The following is a 21880-nucleotide window of genomic DNA, read 5'->3' as shown; positions in this document are numbered from 1 at the left end:
ATTGGGGGGGGATGGGTGGGAGTTATAGGGTGGAGCGAGCCATCACTTCAGATAAAGCGGTGAAGATCTCGGCGCGCAGGGCCATCAAGCCTTCGGTGTGGCGCACTCGCGGCTGGGGAGTGGTGACAACCCATTCGCGATAGATACGACCAGGGTTGCGACTCATCAGCAAAATGCGATCGCCCAGCAGCAGCGCCTCGTCGATGTCGTGGGTAACCAGCAGGGCAGCACAACGCTGCTGAGCGATAATCCCCAGCAGGAGCTGCTGCATCTCTAGCCGGGTAATGGCGTCGAGGGCGCTGAAGGGTTCATCCATCAGCAGTAGTTGCGGATCGCGGGCAATCGTGCGGGCGATCGCGACCCGCTGGGCCATCCCCCCCGAGAGCTGGCGGGGATAGGTGCGGTGGAATTTTTCTAGCCCTACACTGAGCAAGGCCTGGTCAATGCGGCTGCGCAGTGCCGGACGCGAGAGGCGCGGCATGTGGCTGAGCTGTAGGCCCAGGGCAACGTTGTGCTGCACCGTCAGCCAGGGCAACAGGGCGGCCTCCTGAAAGATCAGCCCAATGCGGGGATCGGGGGACTGAATGCGATCGCCTTGTAGGTAGATGTGCCCCCGGTCTGCTGGTTGTAGCCCGCCAATGGTGGAGAGCAAAGAGGACTTACCGCAGCCGCTGGCCCCCAGCAGGCAGACAATCTCACCGGACTGCACCGTCAGGTGAATGCCGTCAAAGACCGTGAACGGTCCCTGAGGGGTGGTGTACTGCTTGGCCAGATCGTCCACCACTAAGGCAGCACGGTCAGTCGAATTTCCCTGGACAACCGGGGACGAAGACGGATGCAATCGAGCATTCATAGGACTGATGCGCTCCGGATTATGGGGTAGCAGGTAGATTCTGCAAGACTTTTTTCAAATGCTTGAGAGCCGGGGTGACCATGGCCACAAAGTAGGCTTCGCGCAGACGGCGCTCGATCGCCCCTCCCTGCAAATAGCTCCTGGCCCCGGCGTGGAGCATATCGGCCTGGGAGGCCCGCAGCGACAGCTCGGAGGCGTCGGCCCGGGCCTGCACCACCCGTCGCAAGAAGCCAGGGTCACAGTAGGGGGGCCGCGCATTGAGGGTGTCAGCCAGGGCGTAGGTCTGCGATCGCAACCGCCCCAAATCTGCCTCAATGCGATCTACCGAATCATCTAGGTAGTTGTTTACATGGTCATAGCGCTGATTCGACCGCTTCATGCTGTCAACGCAGGCCTGGATAACCCCCAGCCCCATGCCTACCTGGGCCAGCACGAAGCCTGGCTTAATGCGATCGATATAGTCGGCGCAGGGGGCTGCCAAAATCCATTCGTCGGATACAAATACCTGGCGCAGTTGGCAGCTAAAGGTGTTGCTGCCCTCTAGGGCAATGAAGTGAGCCGTCGATTTCAGGGTTAGTCCCGGCAGGCGATCGGAAACAATCGCCATCAGGTAGTCATCGCTGCCGGCAATTTTGGCCACCACTGCAAAGTAGTGCCCCGGCCCTAGGTTCGATACCCAAGGCAGTAGCCCGTCGATTACATACCCCCCTCTCGCCGTTCAGCTACCAGGGCAATTTTTTCGATCGCCGCAAAGTGCTTCATCGGGTTCGACAGCCCCGTCCCCGCCAGCACCTCACCGTTGGCAATCTGGGGCAGCAAATGCTCCTTTAGAGCAACGTTGTCGGCGTTTTGGACATACCAGACGCAGGCGATGTGGCACCAGGTAATAAACCCCGTGCACAGGCAGGTTTGAGACACCGCCTCAATCACCTGCACCGCCGCGCGAAACCCATGACCCCGGCCGCCAAAGTCAGGGCTGAAGGTCTGGCCAAAGCCACCCAGAGCGCCCAGGCGGTGCATAAACTGGCTGGGATAAACCCCCTCTTGGTCAATGGCGGGCACCAGAGGAGCTAGATGCTGGTCGATCGCGCTTTGAATCTCTGCAAGGTCAAAGGGAACCACCGCTGGCGGGAAAGGTTCCGAGGCGCGATCGAGTAGGGCGTTGGGGAGCATGGGGGTGAGGGGGTAAGGAGTAAGGGGTCGGGGAGTGATGGAGTAGGGGTGCTGGGCCGTTCCCCCAATCCTCACTTCTTACTGGGCCAGGGCAACCTCGACGTTCACCGGCAGCCGTAGGGTATTGGCCACAGGCGACCAATCGTTGGCGTGGGCCACCAAGTTGTCCAGCTCTTCGCGGCTGGCATTGCCCTCAATATTGACTTTGACGCGAATGTCGCTAAAGCCCAGGCGCTTTTCCGAAAGGTCGCCAATGCCCCAAACGCCCGTAATGTTGATGTCGCCCTCCAACTCCAGTTCCAGCTTGGTGAGCTGAATGCCGCGCCCGATGGCGTTGGCATGAATACCCACAGACAGGCAAGAACCCAACGCCGCTAGCACGGCCTCCGAGGGGTTGGGCGCGGTGTCCTGCCCCAACAACGTGGGAGGCTCGTCGATCACGTGAGCAGGCAGATCGCGCACGTAGGTGAGATTGCGAAACTGACCTTCACAAATAGTTTTGGCCTTGACGGTAGCGATCGCATTGGGGTTGTTGCGCGCCTTTTCGGCTAGTCCCTTCAGACCCTCTGGGCTCACAGGGCGCAGTCCTTGGCTTTTAGCAGTTAGTTGAGTCATTGCATGCATTCAAATAGAACGTTCTACACAATTCAATCAGAAGAAAGCCTGAGGCATTCTCTTAGGGCTACTTCTGCACTCGAGAATTCGGCCTGGCTAGAAGCCGAATCGTGTCAACCTGTCGGAGGAAATTGCTGTTGTTGAAACTGAAGATTGCCATAACTTGGCTTGAAATGCAAGCCGATTGAATTCCAATTGAGATTTAATTTGAATTGATAGTCGATGCTCGGGCTCAGGATGGGCAGGAGATATCTTCCGCCCACCCCCTCCCATCCATACCTTTTTACTCAGGCTGCCCAGGCCTCAATTTGAGGCTCCGCCGGATGCTTCGCCTTAGAATGCTGGGCCACATAGTCGAAAAAACGCTCCTTAAGCTGGGGACTGACTAGGGTGTTGTCGATGTAATGAAAGCCAATGGCGTAGGCTTTTTCGACGGTTTGCTCGGGGGTGAGTCGTTCGGCGATCGCAGTGCTCAATAGGGCAATAGCGGTCGATCGCATTCCAGCCGCACAGTGTACCAACACCGGCTTAGGTAACTGATCGAGCTGCCGCAAAATTTGAGCGATCACCGCTTCTTCTAAATGCTCTAGCCGAAGGGGAATGTGGGCATAGCACAGCCCCAAAGACTCTGCGACCTGCTGCTCCCCGGCCCAAAACCCCAGCTCATTGGGCACTCTCAGGTTCAACACTGAGTTGAATCCTTCCTGCACCGCTTCTTGCAGCTGTTCGACTCGCACCTGCCCCATGGTAGTCAAGGTATCGGTCACCTTTGTTCCGTATTCCATCGTTCATCCTTCAGCAAAATCTAGGGTTAGTGACTGCCATTGCCAAACCGTCATTCATCTAGGTCTGCTACAGATAGCGCGCTTGCAAAGACAAATCGCCCTACCGCAAGATGCATCACCGAGATGAGCCGCGATATTGCCAGCAAAAAGAGTATGGGTCGGAGCATCTTCCAACCCTATTGACACTTAATAGAACCTTGCAAAAAATCTGGCTTAGCAGCTATCTAAAACTTTATTTAACCAAGTTGCCACATAAAGAACGGTTTGTCGATAGGTTTACAGTAGATTAAATAAAAGTGATTAAAAATCTCGGCTTATTTTGCTGAACTCATTGGCAGCTGCCTTACCTATTGCAAGTGTCAGCAAAGATATTTGTTGCCCAGAAAACAATGTTTTGCATTAAGTGTTTCTCAAAAGTAATTGAGACAACATTTCTTGAAGAAACACTCAAGGCACTGAATAACTTAAGAACAATGCCATAAAAAAGGACTTTAAATAGAGAATCAAGTAAAAAACTTAGTAGATCAGATATTTTTTAGCTTCCACAAAGTCTGTTTTTATTAAAAATTGTAGCGTCAGAAACATTTGAATTAGCGGTAAACTCTTTAAGAAATTAGATTCAAAAAACGCAGATAAGCACTAGCAACCAAAGAAAAAACCATGCTACTCTGTACAGAATTAATTACCCCGGCAAGCCGACCGGATTACAGTAGATTTGCTTTTTGTAAGCTGAATCTCAAAATTAACTTGGCTTATTGCTTTTTCAGGCTGAGTGTTTGACGGCCACGATCAATCAACCGGTTGGTCGAGAATTAATCAAAATTTCGGACTTTTCTACTCTTGCCCCGCCGTGAGCTATGTGAGGGCGGGGAGACATCCCACCACACTAATGTTTGGAGTGATAACGATGAGCTCAGTTAGCCTTCGCCCAGTGGCCCTTGACCTTGATATTCAACCCCTCAGCGGACGCATTGGGGCCGAAATTCGAGGGGTAAATTTGCGAGGGCTGCTGGGCGATCGCCCTTCTGGGCCGGTTCTTGACCATGGCACCGTCGCTGCAATTCGCCAGGCCTTGCTGAAGTACAAAGTGATCTTTTTTCGCAACCAATCGCTAGATGACCCTAGTCAAGTGGCCTTTGCCCGCTGCTTTGGCGACATTACCGGCGCTCACCCCACAGTGGCCCCGCCCGCCGACCACCCCGCCGTTCTCGATATCGACTATGGCCGCACCCCGTCGCGCACCAACTTTTGGCACACCGACGTCACCTTTGTCGATCGGCCGCCGCTGGGTTCAGTGTTGCGTGTTTTAGAATTGCCTCCTGCGGGTGGCGACACCCTCTGGGCCAACACCGTCACCGCCTACCAAGACCTGCCCCCCTGCCTAAAAACCCTGGCCGACAGTGCTTGGGCCATCCACAGCAATGCCTACGACTACGCTGCCGCACCCCAATCTCTCTCCGCCGAAGCCAGAGCATTCCAAGAAAAATTCTCAGCCACTGTTTACGAAACCCTGCACCCAGTGGTGCGTGTTCACCCCGAGACTCAAGAGCGCTGCCTCTTTCTCGGTGGCTTTGTGCGTCACCTTCGTGGCCTTTCGACGTTTGAGTCGGCGGATGTGCTGCGCATGCTGCAAAGCTACGTCACCCGACCCGAAAACACCGTGCGCTGGCGCTGGCAGCTGGGCGATGTCGCTTTTTGGGATAACCGGGCTACCCAGCACTACGGGGTCTACGACTATGACGGTCAACCCCGCCGTGTGCGTCGGGTCACGGTGGCAGGCGATCTGCCCATCAACGCCAATGGCGAAACCAGCTTAGCCCTGAAGGGTGATTCCGCCGCCTATACCGGGCTGTCAGCGGTTGCATCTTGACAGGGATAAAGGCGCTCTAGTTTTTTCTATTTCCCTGGCTAGGTGGCGGGTTTAATCAAATATTGCTCAATATCGGCTAGCACCCACTCCGCCGCTAGGGGACTGTTGCCCGAGCCCCAATAGTGCCCCACGCTGTAGACCTGATTTTTCTGCACGGCCCGCAGCGACTGCCAAAGGGAGACGGTTCGCAGGCGCTCTAACTCAGCTTCGGCTTCGGCGGCAACCTCTGGAGTCGCGCCAAAGGTGAAGAGCAAAATCACGTCGCCATCAGCCTCGGGCAGAGCTTCGCGGCCAATTTGTTTGGTAAAAGGCGGCTGCTTAGGGGTGCCGTTATTTTGGGCGGGGGGCCGGTCAAAGCCAATATCGGCCAAGATAGAGCCGCCAAAGCAGTTTTTTAGGTACAAACTGACCTGGCTTGACTGCGCCATCACCCGCACCAGAGAGACCTGCATAGGCGATGCGCTCAGTTGACTTCTCAAGGCCTCTACTCGCTGTTGATATTGGCCCAGCACCGCCTCGGCCTGGGCCACCATACCCAGAACCTGGCCGTGGAAGCGGAAGGGCTGCTGCCAATCGGTGGTGGTCTGCATCTCAAAAGCAACGGTAGGGGCGATCGCCGACAGCTTGTCGTAGGTAACCTCTAGATCCGAGGTAAACCCAATAATCAAATCAGGCTGTAGAACCGCCAACGCCTCTAGATTGATCTGCTCGCTCTGCCCCAGACGTGGCACCCCCCTGCAATCGCTCAGCCAGCTGGGGCAGCAAGTTGCTGGCCACCCCAATAGGGGTTATCCCCATCGACAGCAAATTACCAGCAGTGGTGTGATTGAGGGCGACCACTCGACTTGGCTGCATGGGCACACAGGTCTCCCCTAGAGGATGCTGCACCATGCGGCGGTCGGAGGAAGCCGGGTGGAGGGAGAGGTCTGACAGGCGAGCGTGCCGACTCGTCACCAGCCTCTAGGGCTAAATCGGCAACTTCTTCCGGATTCACGACAAAGGTGAAATGCAGCACTCGCTGCTGATGGGCCAAAACATCGATAGCCGTCACGGGCAAAACCTGAGCAAAAGCCTGATCAATGCGATCGCCATGGGTCTGAGCATAGGCATTGATGCCTGCGGCAAAGGCCTCTAGATCGGCGCGAAAATCGGGGTTTTGAGCGGTGTACCACTCTGCTGCTCGCTCAGGAATGCCCATCGTGCGCACCCACACATCCGAGTCGCGATAGTCTTCTCCCCAGTACTCCGCCGCCCGCCCGCGCCTGACCATACAGCCGCAGCAGCAAATCAGCGTGGCTCTGCATCTGCGCCCAGCCAAAGGCATAAAACAGCCCTTGGGCATCTCGGCTGTGTATGTGCGGTACCCCATAGGTGTCCCAGAGAATTTCAAGGGAGCTTTGGGCCGAGCTCGGGCTGCAAAAGCCAATCGTCACCATCATCACGACCCCTAGCAGCAGGGCTACACCCCGGCGTAACCCCCGGCGCAGACCGAGCCAGGGGTGACCAACCATCGCCAGTTTTTGCGTCAGCATCATGTCTAATCAATTGCCCTTAGGCTAAAAGTTCAGCGTGCCATTGCCAACAGCTCAGGGCGGCAGGCCCCAGGACCGCCAAGGTGGCAACATAATTTGGCACGGGGTGGAGCAGATACAAACACCAGAGTTGATTCCTTTCAGGGACTTCGGGGTCGGGCAAGTGCACCGACGTAGCCGCCAAATCTTCGTCAGCCTCTAACCGATCAAATTCCCAAACCTCTAGCTGGTTAAAGGGCCTTGATAGCCCTTCCCCTGTCGCTTTGACATAGGCTTCTTTACCCGTCCAAAGCCTAAAAAAGGCAGCACTTTGGGCCTCCGGTGGCAGCGCCGCTAACATCGCCCGTTCCCTCGGTGAGAGCGCCAAACCACTGACCTCTTGCCAAGCATAATTAGGTTGAACACATTCCAGATCGACACCCACAGGTTGCCCTTGGCCAATGGCGACTAGAGCCCAATCGCCAGCATGCGAGACATTAAACGAGAGCGCCGTTGCAAACGGTAACTGAAGGGCAGGCTTGCCATTGGGTCCGTAGCAAAATTGCAGGGTCTCCGGTTTTACCCCCAGATAGTGGCCCAGCAGCAGCCGTAAACACCCCCGAGTGGCTGTGAAGCGATCGCGATCCCGCTGAAATCGAAATTTTCCCGCCCGCGCTCGTTCATCGGCAGAAAGCAGTAGCTGAAGCCGCTCTAGACAAGCTGGAGCTAACGACAAATCTATGCGCCAAACATGCACCTCATCCCCCCCGCCAAATAGCGGGACAGTGGCCGGAAACAGCCAGTTTTGGCTCAGCCGAGTGGTTGCCATAGGCTCTCAGATGTAGGTGGCAGCGCTTTGGTATTGCTACCAAAACGCTACTAGGGTTTAGCCTGCCTCGACGCTACCCAGCAGTATCTATAGCCCCAAACGCCTGTACCAAGTATGAACAGAAGTCAAAGGCTTACAGCCCATAGACCTCCCACAGACAAATGAAAATTAATCTCAATAAGGATTGAGCCTTACTGGAGTGGCAATGTCAAGATTTCTTCAGCCAATCTTTAAAACACTTGCCAAGACGCAGCAGGTAAATATTTGGACACTAAGCCTTCTTGATAATCAACAGCAGAAAGAAAGGTCGAAGTTTTCTAACACGTCCTAAAAGCTGTTTGAACAGGACACGGAATATAGCGAATAACGCTGAGCGTTTGACCGCGGGCCGAACCATAGCGGTGTGAATATCGTTTTGTAGAACATCTAGCTGAGCCCTAGGAGCCAGGCTGAGTCAACGCCGATTACCAAAAAGCTATGGGTAGAAACAGACTCACCATAATTCTCGGGACCGCCAAAACCAATAGAGTGGGTGAGCTGGTTGCCAACGCTTAGCCACAGCGGGCAATGGGCGGGTTCGAGTGGCTCATCGGAGTCAAAGCGAGTAGAGGGTTAACGCAGCAGGTCGGCTATGGTCCTGAGCAGATCGCGAAAATCGTAGGGCTTGGGCAAAAAGGTCTTGGCTCCAGCGGCGATCGCCGCTGCCTGGTAGGTGGCTAGACCACTGGTAGCAATGATCAGAAGGTCGGGCTGGCGGTGCTTGAGGCGCTGAATCAGGGTGAGGCCATCCATGCCGGGCATCATGATGTCGAGCACTACCAGGGTGGGCTGGTGCTGGGCACAGAGATCAATCGCCTCCAGGCCGTTGCTGGCGATCAGGGGGCTGTAGTTGTAGTTTTCTAGCAGCGATCGCACGGCCTGCTGCACCGAGTCGTCGTCATCGACCAGTAAAATTATCTCTCCTTGGCCCGATGGGGGAGTCTCTGGCCCGGCAGCCTGGGGGCTGTCGCTCTGGGTGGTAGATAGGGCAGGCAGATAGACCTGCATTTGGGTGCCTTGCCCCACCGCGCTTTCGACCCGCACAAAGCCTCCGCTACCTCTAACGATGCCCATCACCGTGGCCAGCCCCAGCCCGGTGCCCTGATCCTGGCCCTTGGTGGTGAAGAAAGGGTCAAAGATGCGATCGCGCACCGCTGGGTCAATGCCCGTACCCGTGTCGGCCACGGTCAGCCGCAGATACTGGCTCACCTGGGCATCGGGGTGAATGGTCGTGGTGGCAGCATCGATCGCCACTGGCTCGGCAGCAATGGTGAGCGTGCCCCCATCGGGCATGGCGTCGCGGGCGTTGACGCAGAGATTCATCAGCACCTGGTGCAGGTGGGTGGGGTCGGCACTAACCCGGGGCAGCGCGACCCCAGGCTCAAACCCCACCTGTCGCAACGTGATCTGCCGGGGCAAACTTTGCTCCAGCATGCGGCTGAGATCTTGCAGCAGCGGCGACAGGTCAACCTCAGTGTGCACCCCACTGCTGGAGCGGGTGATCGACAAGATTTGCTGCACCATGCTGATGCCCCGTTTGGCGCTGTCTTCGAGCAGGCGCAGCTGCTCTTGGGCATTGCCGCTGAGGCCCTTTTGGCTATAGCGCAGCATCTGGGTCATGGTCAAAATGGGGGTAAACACATTGTTGAGGTCGTGGGCAATGCCGCTAGAGAGGCGACCCAAGCTCTCTAGCCGCTGAGCTTGGTAAAACTGGGCTTCGAGCGCTTTTTTCTCGGTAATGTCGGTCTCCACCGAGAGAATGAAGCGGGGCTGACCCGCCTCGTCGGGCACCAAGGTCCAGCGGGCCGATACGATCACTGACTGGCCGGTTTTGGTGACCTCGTGCAGCTCGCCACGCCACTCGCCCTCGCTGTAGAGGGTTTGCATAATGCTGTTCAGCTGGGGCAGGTCGCCGTCCAGCAGATCGTGCACCGGGCGATCGAGGGCCTCGTCGGCGCTCCAGCCGTAGAGACGTTCGGCCCCGTGGTTCCAGTAGAGCAAGCGGTGGTCGAGGTCGCGCACAAAAATGGCGTCAGAGGCAATGTCGAGCAGGGCCGCCTGCTGCCGCAGCTGGCGCTCGGCCTCTTTGCGCTGGGTAATGTCTTCGACCGTGCTGACGTAGCTGCTGATGTCGCCCGTAGCAGTATGAATGGGGGCGATCGCCCCCTCGACCCAGCGCAGGTCGCCCTGGGGGGTGAGCAGGCGGAACTCGGGCAGGCGTGGGCGACAACCGGCCAGATATTCTTCCCAGACGAGGGCCAGGCGGGGCCGATCCTCGGGGTGCACCACCTGCAGCCAGCCCTTCCCGAGGGATGCTTCAGCGCTCAGCCCTGCGATCGCCTGCCAGCGGGCGTTGGTGTAGACGCAGCGCCCCTGACTGTCGAGCTGGCCAATGCCAATGGGGGCGGTGGCGCTGAGGGTGCGAAACCGGGCCTCGCTCTCCTGCAGCACCTGCTGCATCCGTTCGCGCTCCTGGAGTTCTTGCAGCACCTGGCCGTAGAGTTCTGACTGCTGAATGGCAACGCTGGTTTGGCTGGCAATGCGCTTGAGCAGGGCCTTTTCGGCGGGCTGCCACTGGCGAGGGGCGGCGCACTGGTGGGCAATCAGCAGGCCCCAGAGATCGGTGCTCTGGTGGTCGCCATCCGCCCCGGCCTCACTGCGCAAAATCGGCACCACCAGATTGGCCCTGACCTGAAACTGCCGCAGCAGGTTGGCGTGGCAGGGCTCAATATCGGCCTGCTCTAAGTCATCAATCGACCCTACTCGGCCCTGGCGATAGACCCCTGCTTTAGCGATCGCTAAAGCAGGGGTCGTGAATGGTGCTGCCGAGAATTGGCGCAAACTCGCTGCCCACCGATTCGGCAATCACCTGGCCCTCCTCACTGCCTACCAACCGAAACACAACCACCCGCTCGCTTTTTAGCACTACCTGGCTGCGCTCCACCGCCCGTGCCAGTACCGCCTCTAGATCGAGAGATTGGCGAATATCCTCGTTGATGTCGTTGAGCAGATATTCTTGCTGAATCTGGCGCTGAAGGGCGAGGGCCGCCTGCTTGCGATCGCTAATGTCGTTAATCAAGATGCCGATCTGGCGCCGGGCCGGGTCTCCCACTCGAAAGACATAGACCTCGTACCAGCGGCCGCCATCGTCTACCTTTTGCTGAAAGCGGGTAGGGGTGCCGGTGGGTGATGAACTTGGGCAACTTCACAACACTTTCTTGTTCGATCCGTCAACTCGCCATCGCAGGATTAGCGGTCTCTTCTGACTAAAACCGAACCTGTGCTCTTATTAAGTTTTTGGAATCTACTTATTACGATAGGAGCCTGACCGCAGTGTCTGGCACCTCTGAGCATAGTACTAGTGCATCAAAAAGGCCTTCAAAACACTCAACCACAAGGGTTTCCGAGAGTGCCCAAGAGTTCCCAAAGTGCCTAGAACGGCCTAAATCGATCTAAAAGTAGCCAAAATATAAAAACGCAACAAAGGATGTGTTCCTTGTTGCGTAATGGTTTGAGGTGTTTTCAAAGATGGAGAATAGGAGATTCGAACTCCTGACCTCTGCGGTGCGATCGCAGCGCTCTACCAGCTGAGCTAATTCCCCTTGTTGTGCGATGCACCTTTACTGAGCTAACTTCCCTGAACTTGCCAGTATTCTACCAAAACCCCTGTCTACTTCTTACCTCGGCCCTTAGCAGATCGCCCCTTATTCCCTGGCTGCGTTTGATGCGCGCCAAAATATTTCTCGCTGCGGTAGCGCAGCCACACCCGCAGGGTTTGAGGAATCTCGTCTTTTTGCTCCTTGGTCAGAGTGTTGTAGAGGGCCAGCGCCTTTTCTCGCTCACCCCGGCAGGCTGCGTTGTTGTGGGCATCCCAATAGCTGCGAGCTAGCCGAATGCGGCGACACACTTCCTTAACTAAAGCTTTTCCCTCAAGGGGAGATTCTGGCGGCACGGGCGCGATCCTTTTGGGCAGTCAAGCCCTTAAGCTAGAACACTGTGACTAATCTCTTTTCACCTTACCGCCCTCTATGAAAGTTGCCACCTGGAACGTCAACTCCATTCGATCGCGCCTCGATCATGCGACCCAGTGGCTGCAAACTAACCCCGTGGACGTGCTGTGCCTGCAAGAGACCAAGGTGGTCAACGAGACGTTTCCGACAGCAGCCTTTTCCGAGCTGGGGTACATCGCCTATATCCACGGCCAAAAGTCCTATAACGGAGTAGCCTTGCTCAGTCGTCAGCCCCTAGATAAGGTGCAATACGGCTTTGCTCCCGTGCTGGGGGAAGATCGGGTCGGCGACTTAGATGACCAAAAGCGGGTGATCGCCGGGCTGTGGGACGACATCTATATAGTGAACCTCTACGTGCCCAACGGCAGTTCTGTTGGCAGCGAAAAGTACGAGTACAAGCTGCGCTGGCTAGCCTGCTTAAAAGAATGTTTGGCTGCCCTACTCACCGAGCATCCCAACTTGAACGTCTGCGGTGACTTCAACATCGCCCTTGAAGACAAAGATATCTACAACTCCGAAGGCAAGGAGAAACACATTATGTCTTCGCCCACCGAGCGAGAGGCGCTCAAGGAGGTAATGGCGGTAGGGCTCAAGGATGGCTTTCGCCTATTTAACGATGAGGGGGGTCACTTTAGCTGGTGGGACTATAGAACCGCCGCTTTTCAGCGGAATATGGGCTGGCGCATTGACCATCATTATCTGTCAGCGGGGTTGAGCGATCGCGCCCTCAGCTGCACCATTGACCTCGAACCTCGCCGCTGGGAAAAACCCAGCGACCACACCCCAGTCATTATGGAATATGCCTAAAGGTTCTAGAGGGTACCCAATTAGGGCCAACCGGAGAGGGTAAGATAGGCGAACTAAGCAGGTTTTCTGCACACCAGGCGTAACCAAGGACGGGGCATTGGAAATGGGCTTACCCGCCGGAGTATTTACTGGCGTTTGACCCGCAATTGAGGGGTAACTGGCCCCATCTACCTGCTCCCAACCCATGCCAAACTTTTGAGCGAGTCGTAGATACAGGGCTAATGGCAATACTACACGTCAGTTGGGTTCCCCAGGCGCAGCAGTTCTTTCTCTGGGCCGAAGCCTGGCAGCCCCTGCCGCCGGATGGGCTCGCCCCCTGGGACGGCCTGCACCCCCATCCCTACTCCCTGGCTCAAACCGACCTAGCCCAGGTGCTCACCGCCATGCAAAAGCAGCTAGTGGGCCGCTCTGCAAATGGGGAGCTATTTCCAGAGGCGTTAACCAAGGCGGCGGGCACTGGCAAAAGCGCCAAAAAAGCACCGGAAAGCAGCGGTCGGCGAGGGGCATCACGCGGACCAAAAGCAGCGACGCGCGCCATCGGACCGATTTGGGGAGAGCTGGCCCTGCCGCTGCCCGCCCAGATTACGCCATCGGCCCTCGTGCCAGTCCATTCAGCCCGAGTCGATGCCCAGACCGACGATTCGGCCCAGGCCAATATGGTGCTCCACCCCTGGCGAGTGCAGGGGTGGCACCTGGGAATAGCCGACTTTTTGCCGATGCTGCTGGCTTTGCCCCTGGGACAGCAAACTCTCACTGGCCCCGGCGAAATCGGAGCTGACCTGCGCTACTGGGGCCACATTGCTCGCTGGGGGCTCAATCTTCTGGCTCGGGGCAAGTTTTTGCCGGGCCTAGAGCTTACTAGTCAAACCCTGGCGGCGGGCTGGCACCCCCTGCTTGATAGCGCCCCCGACCAGGAGCGACTGCGCAATTTCGCGCGAGCCATGCCTCTGATTTCTCGCACTCATTTGCCGCCCATTGCCAAGGGCGAGCTTCCCCTAGGCTGCGGAGTTCCCCTCCTCGACCCTCAGCCTCAACTACTCACCTTTTTAGCTGCCTTGGTCGACCACCAAGTGCGCCAGGCTGCCCAGGCACAGTCCCTCAGCGGTCTGGCCAATCTCAGCAAAGAGCTACCACTACAGCCGTGGCTTCAGGCCCTAAGCCAGCCAGAAAGTACTTTAGAGGCCCCCGCCGCCGCTGCCGCTCGCCTGCAAGAGGCCCTCATCACCTGGACCACGCCACTACAGACCCTGGCGGAAGACCCCGCCACCCAGTTTCGCCTGCGTCTAGTGCTACAGCCACCCCCACAGCTCGATCAGCCCTGGCAGCTTCTGTACCAGCTTCAGTCAGCCGCTAACCCCGACTGGCAGATGGGGGCAGATCTGATCTGGCAGCATCCTGTAGACGAGCTGCATCACCAGGGGGCGACCCTCAAATCACCTCAAGAAACCCTATTAGGAGCTTTGGGGCGCGCTGCCCGGCTGTACGAACCGATTCGCGAGAGTCTGCGTCAGCAGCATCCGGCCCACTGCGATCTTGATCCGATCCAGGCCTACCAGTTTATTAAAGCGTCGGCCTGGCAGCTGCAAGACAACGGCGTCGAGGTCCAACTGCCCCCTGGCCTAGCCCAAACGGCCGAAGACGGGGCTGGGCGACTGGGTCTCAAGGTGCAGGCGGAGGTGCCGCCCCAAAACCAGCGGCAGCGGCTCGGTCTCAAGAGCCTGCTCAACTTTCGTTGGGAGCTGTCGATCGCTGGGGAAACCCTCTCCGCCGCCGAGTTTGAGCAATTGATCAACCAGGGCTCACCGCTGGTCGAAATCAACGGGCGCTGGGTCGAGCTCAAGCCCCAAGATGTGAAGGCGGCCCGGCAGTTCTTGGCAGGCCAAAAGACCGCCACGCCTCTGTCAGTGGAAGACGCCCTGCGAATTAGCACCGGCGACACCCAGCTGATCGATCGGCTGCCGGTGGTCAGCTTTGAGGCCACCGGGGCACTGCAAACCCTGATTGAAACCCTCACCACCGGCAACCAAACTCTCGAAGAAATGGAGGCCCCCAGCGGCTTTAAAGGCAAGCTGCGGCCGTACCAAGCGCGCGGGGTGTCGTGGCTGGCGTTTTTAGAACAGTGGGGCCTAGGGGCCTGCCTGGCCGACGACATGGGCTTGGGCAAGACCATTCAGCTGATTGCCTTTTTGCTCTACCTGCAAGACAACGGCTGGCTTGAGACCCCGGTACTGCTGGTGTGCCCCACCTCAGTGCTAGGCAACTGGGAAAAGGAAGTCAAGCGGTTTGCCCCTAAGCTTAAAACCCTGGTGCACCATGGCGATCGCCGTCCCAAGGGGGCCAGCTTTGCCAAAGCCGTGCAGGGCAAACACCTGGTGATCACCAGCTACGCGCTAATTTATCGCGATCTCAAACCCCTCCAGTCGGTGAGCTGGCCCTGCCTGGTGCTCGACGAAGCTCAAAACATCAAAAACTCCGACGCCAAGCAGTCCAAGGCGGCCCGCCAGATCGAGGCTCAGTTCCGCGTTGCCCTGACCGGCACCCCAGTAGAAAACCGCCTAGGTGAGCTGTGGTCGATTATGGACTTTCTCAACCCCGGCTACCTAGGGCCAAAGAATTTCTTCCAACGGCGCTTTGCCACACCCATCGAGCGCTATGGCGATGTGGCCTCCCTTAAGGCGCTGAAGGGTCTGGTGCAGCCGTTTATTTTACGCCGCCTTAAAACCGATCGCAGCATCATTCAAGACCTGCCCGAAAAGCAGGAGATGAGCGTGTACTGCGGTCTGTCGGCCGAGCAGGCCAACCTTTATCAGCAGACCGTCGATGCGGCGTTAGAAACCCTGGACGACGCCACCGGAGTACAGCGCAAGGGGCAAATTCTCGCTCTCCTGACCCGGTTGAAGCAGATCTGCAACCACCCGGCTCAGTTTTTGCAGGAGTCGAGCCTGGGGCTAAAGGGGCGATCGGGTAAGCTTCAACGGCTCGATGAAATGCTAGAGGAAGTGATTGCCGAGGGCGATCGCGCCCTAATCTTTACCCAGTTTGCCGAGTGGGGCAAGCTGCTCCAGCGACACCTCCAGTCCTATCTGGGTCAAGAGGCGCTGTTTCTTTACGGCAGCACTACCAAAAATCAGCGCGAGGCCATGGTCGAGCGCTTCCAGAATGACCCCGCCGCGCCGCGCCTGTTTATTCTGTCTCTCAAGGCGGGCGGCGTCGGCCTCAACCTCACCCGCGCTAACCATGTATTCCACTACGATCGCTGGTGGAACCCGGCGATCGAGAATCAGGCTACCGACCGCGCCTTCCGCATTGGCCAGACCCGCAACGTGCAAGTGCACAAATTTGTCACTACCGGCACCCTCGAAGAGCGCATCCACGAGATGATCGAAAGCAAAAAAGCCCTCTCCGAGCAGGTAGTTAGCGCGGGCGAAGGCTGGCTCACCGAGTTCGACACCGACCAGCTGCGCAACCTGCTGCTGCTCGATCGCAATGCCATCATCGACGACGACGAGTAGCTCCGCCAGCAGGCCCTGAGGAACAGAGGCTAAATGGTAGGATCGGGAGAGGTTTAGGGGCTAATTCCGTATAATTCCCCAATATCAGGAACCCGGTTGCACCACTGGCACAGATCGGAGTGCGCCTTTATGCCGCTAGAGCTATTGTGATGGGTGGCCTAGATTGGTTGCCCCAAGCTACCCGGCCAGACAGTTTTCATTGGAGGTAAACCATGACATCCCTTAAGAAATTTCTTAAATTGGCCGCCCTCGGGCTGGCCGCTGTGGCCACAGCGGTCGGCCTCAGCACCGCGCTGCCCCAGCCGATCCAGGCTCAAACCGGGTTGACCATCTTTGGCGGCGTTGAGGTTGAATATCGCCTCAGATATATGATCGATTTCAACTATCCCTTCAGCACCGACTCCCGCTATTACCTCAACATCATGCGCACCAAGCTGCCGCGCGATGTAATTTCCCTAGAAATTGACTATCCCGATACCTTTACCGAAGTGGGCGGTCGGTTTGACGCCGACGCCATCGAGCTACGCAAGGGTGAGTGGCGCGGTGGTGAAGTTATTCCAGTCAAGGCTATCGACTGGATTCAGGAGGAAAACCGCATTGAAATCATCCCTGAGCAGCCGATTGAGGCCAACACCGACCTGGTGGTGGTGCTCTCCGACGTGCGCAACCCCCGCCGCTATGGCTACCACTACTTCAATTTGAGAATGATGTACCAAGGCGACGTGGTCAACCAGTACGTTGGCACCTGGCCCATGGAAATTGCCTCAGACAATGATCACAGCCGCTAGGAGCCAGCGGGTGCTATTATATGAGACCGTGACTTTTTAGCAGAAACAGGCAGAGACTAAGCCATGAGCAAGCGCACCCTAGAGGGCACCAACCGAAAGCAAAAGCGAACCTCCGGATTTCGCGCTCGTATGCGCTCCCACACCGGCCAGGAGGTGATTAAAGCTCGCCGCCGCAAGGGTCGGGCCAAGCTCGCAGTCTAGCGCTGGCTGGGGTTTACCTCATTCATCGTTTGTAGATCATTACATAGCCCTGGGGCTACCTTAAGCTCTGGGGCTATTGTTGCGCGTTGAGGATCGGTAGTGCTGTCCAAACACCATCGGCTGCGGCGATCGCGAGATTTTTCCCAGGTCTATCGGCAGGGCAGAAAAGCGGCCTCTGCTCATCTGTTGTTGCGCGTGTGGTCAGTACCCCCTGCGGCCAAGGCCGGGGCACCCAACGGCTCTGCGCCGCGAATCGGCATTGTTGTAAGCCTTAAGGTGCACAAGCGAGCCGTAGTGCGCAACCGCCTCAAGCGGCGAGTGCGCGCCGCCCTGCGCACCTTACTGCCCCGTCTGCATCCCGCTCAGTGGATCGTCATCAGCCTCAAGCCAGAGGCGGCCGAGTGCGAATATGGCGAATTTTTGCGAGAATTGGAGCAGTTGTTTACCAAGCTAGAGGTATTCCATGGGCATTCGTGAGGATGTGTTCTATGAGGGCGGCCCCCACATTGGCGATTTGATTTTCAATATTTTGCTGGGTTTCACAATTATCTGCCTTCCCCTCACGGTTGGAGCCATTACCCGTGCCCTCTGGCTGCGCTACCGCATCACCAGCCGGCGGCTGTCGGTAACCGGCGGCTGGATGGGGCGTGAGCGCACTGACCTGATTTACAACGAAATTAGTAAAATTGTCACGGTGCCTCGCGGGCTGGGCCTCTGGGGCGATATGGTCGTCACCCTTAAAGATGGCAGCCGCCTAGAACTGCGCTCTATGCCCCGTTTTCGCGAGGTGTACGAATATATGAACGAGCGCATCTCTCCAGCAGCTGAAGCCGTCAGCGGCACCTCTAGCAAAAGCTAACTTACGGCAATCCCAACCCGTTGGGGCGGCTTGCCTCCCCAACGATGGGGTAGATTAGGTAACTGAGCAGTTAACGTCGTATCCCCTGTAGCAGGGTTCAGGTGCCCATGGATTTTGGAATTGGATTTCTGACTAACAACATCATGTTGCCGATCCTAGATTTTTTCTATGGAATCGTGCCCAGCTACGGGTTAGCCATTGTGGCCCTCACCCTGGTAATTCGCTTCGCCCTGTACCCCCTCAACGCGGGCTCCATTCGCAACATGCGACGCATGAAGGTGGCCCAGCCCCTGATGCAAAAGCGCGTTAAAGAGATCCAAGAGCGCTACAAAGACAACCCCACCAAGCTGCAAGAAGAGATGAGCGGGGTTTACAAAGAGTTTGGCAACCCCCTAGCAGGCTGCTTTCCGGTGCTGCTACAAATGCCCATTCTCTTTGCCCTGTTTGCCACCCTGCGGGGGTCGCCGTTCTCTGACATCAACTACGACGTCAACGTTCAGGTCTTTCCCCAAGAAAAGATTGAGCAGATTCAGCCCCAAGTGTTTACCACGCCCCCTAAGGCTATCTACGTGTCTGACGGTTCTCACTTCCCCATCTCGGCGGTGATGCCCGGTGGCAATAAGCTCGTGGTGGGCGAAAAAACCGACGTGCGCCTGCAAACCGCCGAGGGCGAAACTATTGAAGCGCTGGCTTCCCAGTACAACGAAGACGTAGACAGCTTCCAGCCCAAATGGGAGATCACCAAGGGTGAGGATGTCGTTGCGGTCGATGCCGAGGGTCACATCACCGCGTTGGCTCCTGGTGAGGCGACCGTGCGGGTGCAGGCTCCCGGTCTGGCCGCCAACAAAGGGTTTTTGTTCATCAAAGCCCTGGGCCGGATTGGTGTAACCGGTGAAGACGGTGCCATTCACTGGGATATTTTGATTATGATTCTGGGCTTTGGGGCCAGCTTGTACCTGAACCAGGTGCTCTCGGGCCAGGGCTCTACCACCAGCGATAATCCTCAACAGGCGGCTGTTAACAAGTTCACGCCGATCATCTTCTCCGGCATGTTCCTGTTCTTTCCCCTACCCGCCGGGGTGCTGATGTATATGCTGATTGCAAACATTTTCCAGACCCTGCAGACGTTTATTCTTTCGCGAGAGCCCCTGCCTGAGAATCTGCAAAAAATCGTCGATGCCGAAACTGTCAAGACCGAGGACAATCGGCAGACCCTGCCCTTTGAGCCCGGGCGTAGCAAGAAGAAAAAGGCGTAACCTATGGTCACCGATGCTGCCACAGCCGGGGTAAACTGGCTAACGACCCTGCTTACCATGCAGGGGTTAACCAGCACTGTCACTGCCCACCCGGTCGAAGACGAGTCTGGGGAGAGCTGCTGGCTCACCATTGCTGAAGACACGTTGTCGCCCGAGCAGGTGCAGGCGTTGATCGGCGACGGCGGCACGGTGCTTGACTCAATTCAGTATTTGGCCAACACTACGCTCAATTTGGGCAAAGGGCAGGCGGAGCAGCAGGCCTTTACCATCGAGCTAGCGGGCTACCGAGCTAAGCGGCTCGAAGAACTTAAGACCATGGCTGCTGAAGCCGCAGAGCGTGTGCTGGCCAGCGGTGAGGAGTACGAAATTCAGGGGCTTTCGTCCGCGGAGCGGCGGCAAATGCACCACTTCATGTCGGCCCACGAGGGATTGGCCACCTTCAGCCGGGGCCGCGAGCCCGATCGCCGTTTGGTGGTCTGCTTAGCTGGGCAGCAGGACAACGAGGCTACAGACGGCTAGGTCGCACAGAGATAGCGCGAGCCATGGGAGGCAAAAACAATGGAGAAAGTCTATATTCCCCACCTGCTACAGCGGCCTGAGAAGACTCTCACCGTTGAGCTTGACCAGCACCTGGCGGAGCTGGAGACTTTAACCCCCGTGCGGGGCGAGATGACGATTACCCACCAGGGCACCTACCTGGAGGTCAAAGCCAGAGCCGATACGATTGTGACGCTGACCTGCGATCGCTGCCTGCAGGCCTACAACCACCGCGTAGCGCTGTCGGCCCAGGAGCTGATTTGGCTTGAGAATGAGCCCGACCCCGCCACCCTACCGCTAGAACGGGAGGTGGCGGTGGAGGACCTGTTCGAAACCCTACCCCCTAATGGTCACTTCTACCCTGAAACCTGGGTCTACGAACAGATTTGCCTGTCGCTACCTATGCCTCAGATCTGCGACGAAGACTGCCCCGGTATTGAGCTGCGAGGGCAGGGGACAGCCGCTGCCCAACCCGTAGACCACCGCTGGGCCGCCCTGACTCAGCTTCAGCAGCAGCTCAACCAGCCCGATCGCTAAAGAACAGAAGTCTACAGCTTCATGCTCACGAGAGAATCAGAGACTCCTTAAAATCCGATAGGCTGGAGACATCAACTGAGCATTATGGGATAACTGAGTCGCGCTGACATGGGTTTTACTGACGAACTGGGCTTATTGATTCGCGCCCGCTACCCGATTATCTACATCGCCACCGCCGAGGAAGAGCGGGCCGAGGCCGATATCGCGGCCTGCGCCACCCAGCAGGGCAATCGCGCCCTCTACACCTGGGATTTTGTCGATGGCTACCAGGGCAACCTCAACGACGCAGGTTTTGGCAAGCGCAACCCTCTGCAAGCGCTAGAACTGGTGGAAAAGCTGCCCGCCACGGCTCCAGCCATCTTTGTGCTGCGCGACTTTCACCGCTTTCTAGACGACGTTGCCATCTCTCGCAAGTTGCGCAACCTGGCCCGCCGGCTCAAGGCCCAACCCAAGACGCTGATCATTCTCTCAGCTCAGCTCACCATTCCTGACGAGCTGAGCGAGACCGTGACGGTGCTGGAGTTTACCCTGCCCGATGCCGCCGCCATTCGGCACGAGGTGCAGCAGCTCTTGGGCTCGACCGGCACGAACCTGCCGCCAGCGATGTTAGAGGAGGTTGTGCGCACCTGCCAAGGGCTGTCGCTAGAGCGCATTCGGCGGGTGCTGTCGCGGGCGATCGCCGCCCACGGAGCCTTTGACCCCAACGACCTCGACCTGATTCTCGACGAAAAGCGCCAAAGCATTCGCCAGACCCAAATTCTCGACTACTACCCTGCCAGGGAACAGATCTCTGACATCGGTGGGCTCGACAACCTCAAAGACTGGTTGCTCAAGCGGGGCACCGCCTTCTCCGAAAAAGCGCGCCAGTACGGCCTGCCCCATCCGCGCGGGCTGCTGCTGCTGGGCATTCAGGGTACGGGCAAGTCGCTGACCGCCAAGGCGATCGCCCACCACTGGCACCTGCCCCTGCTGCGCCTCGACGTGGGCCGGCTGTTTGGTGGCCTGGTGGGCGAGTCAGAGGCCCGCACCCGCCAAATGATTCAGCTGGCAGAAGCCTTGGCCCCCTGCGTGCTGTGGATTGACGAAATCGACAAAGCCTTTGCTGGTATGGATGGCCGGGGCGACTCGGGCACCGCCAGCCGAGTTTTTGGCACCTTCATCACCTGGATGGCGGAGAAAACCTCACCGGTGTTTGTCGTAGCCACCGCCAACAACATTCAGGCGCTGCCGCCGGAGATGCTGCGCCGGGGCCGCTTTGACGAAATTTTCTTTGTCGGGCTGCCCAGCCAGAGCGATCGCCAGGCCATTTTTGAAGTCCACCTCTCGCGGCTGCGGCCCCACACTCTCAAAACTTTTGACACCACCCGGCTGGCCTACGAAACCCCCGACTTCTCAGGGGCTGAGATCGAACAGGCGATTGTCGAGGCCATGCACCTGGGTTTTAGTCAAAGCCGCGACTTCACCACCGACGACATCCTCACCGCCGCCAGCGAAATGGTGCCTCTAGCCCGCACTGCCCAGGAGCAAATTGAGGCGCTGCAAGCCTGGGCGGCCTCAGGCAAAGCCCGCATGGCATCCCGCGGCGGTATCGACTCCCGGTTTCGCCCAACTCTTCCCAGTGGCGATTAGCTTCCCGATGCCGATTGCCAAGAGGTGCTGTACCATTAGCAACCTGTAGACCCTACCTCCGGCCCGCTG

General features: G+C 57.6%; 23 protein-coding genes and 1 tRNA gene. 11 read left to right on the top strand and 13 right to left on the bottom strand.

Translation table 11 applies throughout. The features are described from left to right. Window positions 1–22 precede the first annotated feature (22 nt). The 5 genes from NC979_RS02455 to NC979_RS02435 all read right to left on the bottom strand — a co-directional run bounded on the left by NC979_RS02455 (window position 23) and on the right by NC979_RS02435 (window position 3426). On the bottom strand, window positions 23–853 hold the full coding sequence (locus tag NC979_RS02455; protein WP_190523396.1) for an ABC transporter ATP-binding protein: 831 nt from the start codon (window positions 851–853) through the stop codon (window positions 23–25). Between the two features lie 19 nt (window positions 854–872). After that, window positions 873–1496 carry a hypothetical protein gene (locus NC979_RS02450; protein WP_348253519.1) on the bottom strand — a complete coding sequence of 208 codons (624 nt, stop codon included), beginning with the start codon at window positions 1494–1496 and terminating at the stop codon, window positions 873–875. Window positions 1497–1549: 53 nt separating this feature from the next. Beyond that, complete coding sequence (locus NC979_RS02445; RefSeq protein ID WP_199309004.1) at window positions 1550–2026, bottom strand: acyl-CoA dehydrogenase family protein; 477 nt, start codon at window positions 2024–2026, stop codon at window positions 1550–1552. Window positions 2027–2104: 78 nt separating this feature from the next. Continuing rightward, window positions 2105–2641 carry an OsmC family protein gene (locus NC979_RS02440; protein WP_190523393.1) on the bottom strand — a complete coding sequence of 179 codons (537 nt, stop codon included), beginning with the start codon at window positions 2639–2641 and terminating at the stop codon, window positions 2105–2107. Between the two features lie 287 nt (window positions 2642–2928). Then, on the bottom strand, window positions 2929–3426 hold the full coding sequence (locus NC979_RS02435) for a protein tyrosine phosphatase family protein (RefSeq protein WP_190523391.1): 498 nt from the start codon (window positions 3424–3426) through the stop codon (window positions 2929–2931). A 907-nt stretch (window positions 3427–4333) separates the two neighbouring features. On the opposite strand from NC979_RS02435, the gene NC979_RS02430 reads away from it, so the two are divergent. After that, window positions 4334–5296, top strand: coding sequence for a TauD/TfdA dioxygenase family protein (locus NC979_RS02430; protein ID WP_190523389.1), 963 nt, complete (start codon window positions 4334–4336; stop codon window positions 5294–5296). A gap of 38 nt (window positions 5297–5334) precedes the next feature. Here NC979_RS02430 and NC979_RS02425 read toward each other — a convergent pair whose 3' ends face one another. The 8 genes from NC979_RS02425 to NC979_RS02395 all read right to left on the bottom strand — a co-directional run bounded on the left by NC979_RS02425 (window position 5335) and on the right by NC979_RS02395 (window position 11627). After that, window positions 5335–6027 (bottom strand): iron-siderophore ABC transporter substrate-binding protein, encoded by a 693-nt coding sequence (locus tag NC979_RS02425; protein ID WP_347403982.1) that lies wholly within the window; start codon window positions 6025–6027, stop codon window positions 5335–5337. A 77-nt stretch (window positions 6028–6104) separates the two neighbouring features. Continuing rightward, entirely contained in the window at window positions 6105–6566 is a 462-nt protein-coding gene (locus tag NC979_RS25280; protein WP_199309003.1) for a penicillin acylase family protein, read from the bottom strand. After that, on the bottom strand, window positions 6481–6831 hold the full coding sequence (locus NC979_RS25275; RefSeq protein WP_199309002.1) for a penicillin acylase family protein: 351 nt from the start codon (window positions 6829–6831) through the stop codon (window positions 6481–6483). Before NC979_RS25275 ends, NC979_RS25280 begins: the two co-directional genes overlap by 86 nt. 16 nt (window positions 6832–6847) lie before the next feature. Beyond that, the gene (locus tag NC979_RS02415; protein WP_190523387.1) at window positions 6848–7636 is read right to left on the bottom strand and encodes a 4'-phosphopantetheinyl transferase family protein; all 789 of its coding nucleotides are present in this window, start codon (window positions 7634–7636) and stop codon (window positions 6848–6850) included. Window positions 7637–8248: 612 nt separating this feature from the next. Continuing rightward, entirely contained in the window at window positions 8249–10516 is a 2268-nt protein-coding gene (locus NC979_RS02410; RefSeq protein ID WP_190523385.1) for a hybrid sensor histidine kinase/response regulator, read from the bottom strand. Then, window positions 10464–10787, bottom strand: coding sequence for a hypothetical protein (locus NC979_RS02405; RefSeq protein ID WP_190523383.1), 324 nt, complete (start codon window positions 10785–10787; stop codon window positions 10464–10466). The genes NC979_RS02410 and NC979_RS02405 overlap by 53 nt, the downstream gene beginning before the upstream one ends. 417 nt (window positions 10788–11204) lie before the next feature. Further along, window positions 11205–11277: transfer RNA gene (locus NC979_RS02400), tRNA-Ala, on the bottom strand. Between the two features lie 68 nt (window positions 11278–11345). Next, entirely contained in the window at window positions 11346–11627 is a 282-nt protein-coding gene (locus tag NC979_RS02395; RefSeq protein ID WP_190523380.1) for a Precorrin-3B methylase, read from the bottom strand. A gap of 76 nt (window positions 11628–11703) precedes the next feature. Here NC979_RS02395 and xth point away from each other — a divergent pair, with 76 nt between their 5' ends. The 10 genes from xth (at window position 11704) to NC979_RS02345 (ending at window position 21811) form a co-directional block, all read left to right on the top strand. Beyond that, window positions 11704–12492: an exodeoxyribonuclease III gene (xth, locus tag NC979_RS02390; protein WP_190523378.1), complete on the top strand. Its 789-nt coding sequence runs from the start codon at window positions 11704–11706 to the stop codon at window positions 12490–12492. Between the two features lie 221 nt (window positions 12493–12713). Next, window positions 12714–16004, top strand: coding sequence for a DEAD/DEAH box helicase (locus NC979_RS02385; RefSeq protein WP_190523376.1), 3291 nt, complete (start codon window positions 12714–12716; stop codon window positions 16002–16004). Window positions 16005–16216: 212 nt separating this feature from the next. Next, window positions 16217–16792, top strand: coding sequence for a DUF2808 domain-containing protein (locus tag NC979_RS02380; RefSeq protein WP_190523375.1), 576 nt, complete (start codon window positions 16217–16219; stop codon window positions 16790–16792). Window positions 16793–16855: 63 nt separating this feature from the next. Next, on the top strand, window positions 16856–16993 hold the full coding sequence (gene rpmH, locus NC979_RS02375) for a 50S ribosomal protein L34 (protein ID WP_190523372.1): 138 nt from the start codon (window positions 16856–16858) through the stop codon (window positions 16991–16993). A gap of 99 nt (window positions 16994–17092) precedes the next feature. Continuing rightward, window positions 17093–17470, top strand: a complete 378-nt coding sequence (gene rnpA / locus NC979_RS02370) for a ribonuclease P protein component (protein WP_190523370.1) — start codon at window positions 17093–17095, stop codon at window positions 17468–17470. After that, on the top strand, window positions 17457–17852 hold the full coding sequence (locus NC979_RS02365; RefSeq protein WP_190523368.1) for a PH domain-containing protein: 396 nt from the start codon (window positions 17457–17459) through the stop codon (window positions 17850–17852). Before rnpA ends, NC979_RS02365 begins: the two co-directional genes overlap by 14 nt. A gap of 107 nt (window positions 17853–17959) precedes the next feature. After that, window positions 17960–19108, top strand: a complete 1149-nt coding sequence (gene yidC / locus NC979_RS02360; RefSeq protein ID WP_190523366.1) for a membrane protein insertase YidC — start codon at window positions 17960–17962, stop codon at window positions 19106–19108. 3 nt (window positions 19109–19111) lie between these two features. Next, window positions 19112–19627, top strand: coding sequence for a Jag family protein (locus NC979_RS02355; RefSeq protein ID WP_190523364.1), 516 nt, complete (start codon window positions 19112–19114; stop codon window positions 19625–19627). Window positions 19628–19666: 39 nt separating this feature from the next. Further along, window positions 19667–20182 carry a YceD family protein gene (locus tag NC979_RS02350; RefSeq protein ID WP_190523362.1) on the top strand — a complete coding sequence of 172 codons (516 nt, stop codon included), beginning with the start codon at window positions 19667–19669 and terminating at the stop codon, window positions 20180–20182. 108 nt (window positions 20183–20290) lie between these two features. After that, window positions 20291–21811, top strand: coding sequence for an AAA family ATPase (locus NC979_RS02345; RefSeq protein ID WP_190523360.1), 1521 nt, complete (start codon window positions 20291–20293; stop codon window positions 21809–21811). Window positions 21812–21880 lie beyond the last annotated feature (69 nt).

This window comes from Leptolyngbya subtilissima AS-A7, assembly GCF_039962255.1.
Classification (GTDB): domain Bacteria; phylum Cyanobacteriota; class Cyanobacteriia; order Phormidesmidales; family Phormidesmidaceae; genus Nodosilinea.
The sequence above is the reverse complement of the archived record's forward strand: the minus strand, read 5'-3'. Positions and strand labels throughout refer to the sequence as shown.

What these genes read in the sequence shown, in the direction of transcription:
- NC979_RS25275 (WP_199309002.1), bottom strand. Translation starts at nt 6,831, where the DNA reads ATGATGCTGACGCAAAAACTGGCGATGGTTGGTCACCCCTGGCTCGGT.
- NC979_RS02385 (WP_190523376.1), top strand. Translation starts at nt 12,714, where the DNA reads ATGGCAATACTACACGTCAGTTGGGTTCCCCAGGCGCAGCAGTTCTTT.
- NC979_RS02365 (WP_190523368.1), top strand. Translation starts at nt 17,457, where the DNA reads ATGGGCATTCGTGAGGATGTGTTCTATGAGGGCGGCCCCCACATTGGC.
- NC979_RS02350 (WP_190523362.1), top strand. Translation starts at nt 19,667, where the DNA reads ATGGAGAAAGTCTATATTCCCCACCTGCTACAGCGGCCTGAGAAGACT.
- NC979_RS02430 (WP_190523389.1), top strand. Translation starts at nt 4,334, where the DNA reads ATGAGCTCAGTTAGCCTTCGCCCAGTGGCCCTTGACCTTGATATTCAA.
- NC979_RS02345 (WP_190523360.1), top strand. Translation starts at nt 20,291, where the DNA reads ATGGGTTTTACTGACGAACTGGGCTTATTGATTCGCGCCCGCTACCCG.
- rpmH (WP_190523372.1), top strand. Translation starts at nt 16,856, where the DNA reads ATGAGCAAGCGCACCCTAGAGGGCACCAACCGAAAGCAAAAGCGAACC.
- NC979_RS02435 (WP_190523391.1), bottom strand. Translation starts at nt 3,426, where the DNA reads ATGGAATACGGAACAAAGGTGACCGATACCTTGACTACCATGGGGCAG.
- NC979_RS02440 (WP_190523393.1), bottom strand. Translation starts at nt 2,641, where the DNA reads ATGACTCAACTAACTGCTAAAAGCCAAGGACTGCGCCCTGTGAGCCCA.
- NC979_RS02445 (WP_199309004.1), bottom strand. Translation starts at nt 2,026, where the DNA reads ATGCTCCCCAACGCCCTACTCGATCGCGCCTCGGAACCTTTCCCGCCA.
- NC979_RS02355 (WP_190523364.1), top strand. Translation starts at nt 19,112, where the DNA reads ATGGTCACCGATGCTGCCACAGCCGGGGTAAACTGGCTAACGACCCTG.
- xth (WP_190523378.1), top strand. Translation starts at nt 11,704, where the DNA reads ATGAAAGTTGCCACCTGGAACGTCAACTCCATTCGATCGCGCCTCGAT.
- NC979_RS02415 (WP_190523387.1), bottom strand. Translation starts at nt 7,636, where the DNA reads ATGGCAACCACTCGGCTGAGCCAAAACTGGCTGTTTCCGGCCACTGTC.
- NC979_RS25280 (WP_199309003.1), bottom strand. Translation starts at nt 6,566, where the DNA reads ATGGTCAGGCGCGGGCGGGCGGCGGAGTACTGGGGAGAAGACTATCGC.
- NC979_RS02455 (WP_190523396.1), bottom strand. Translation starts at nt 853, where the DNA reads ATGAATGCTCGATTGCATCCGTCTTCGTCCCCGGTTGTCCAGGGAAAT.
- yidC (WP_190523366.1), top strand. Translation starts at nt 17,960, where the DNA reads ATGGATTTTGGAATTGGATTTCTGACTAACAACATCATGTTGCCGATC.
- NC979_RS02380 (WP_190523375.1), top strand. Translation starts at nt 16,217, where the DNA reads ATGACATCCCTTAAGAAATTTCTTAAATTGGCCGCCCTCGGGCTGGCC.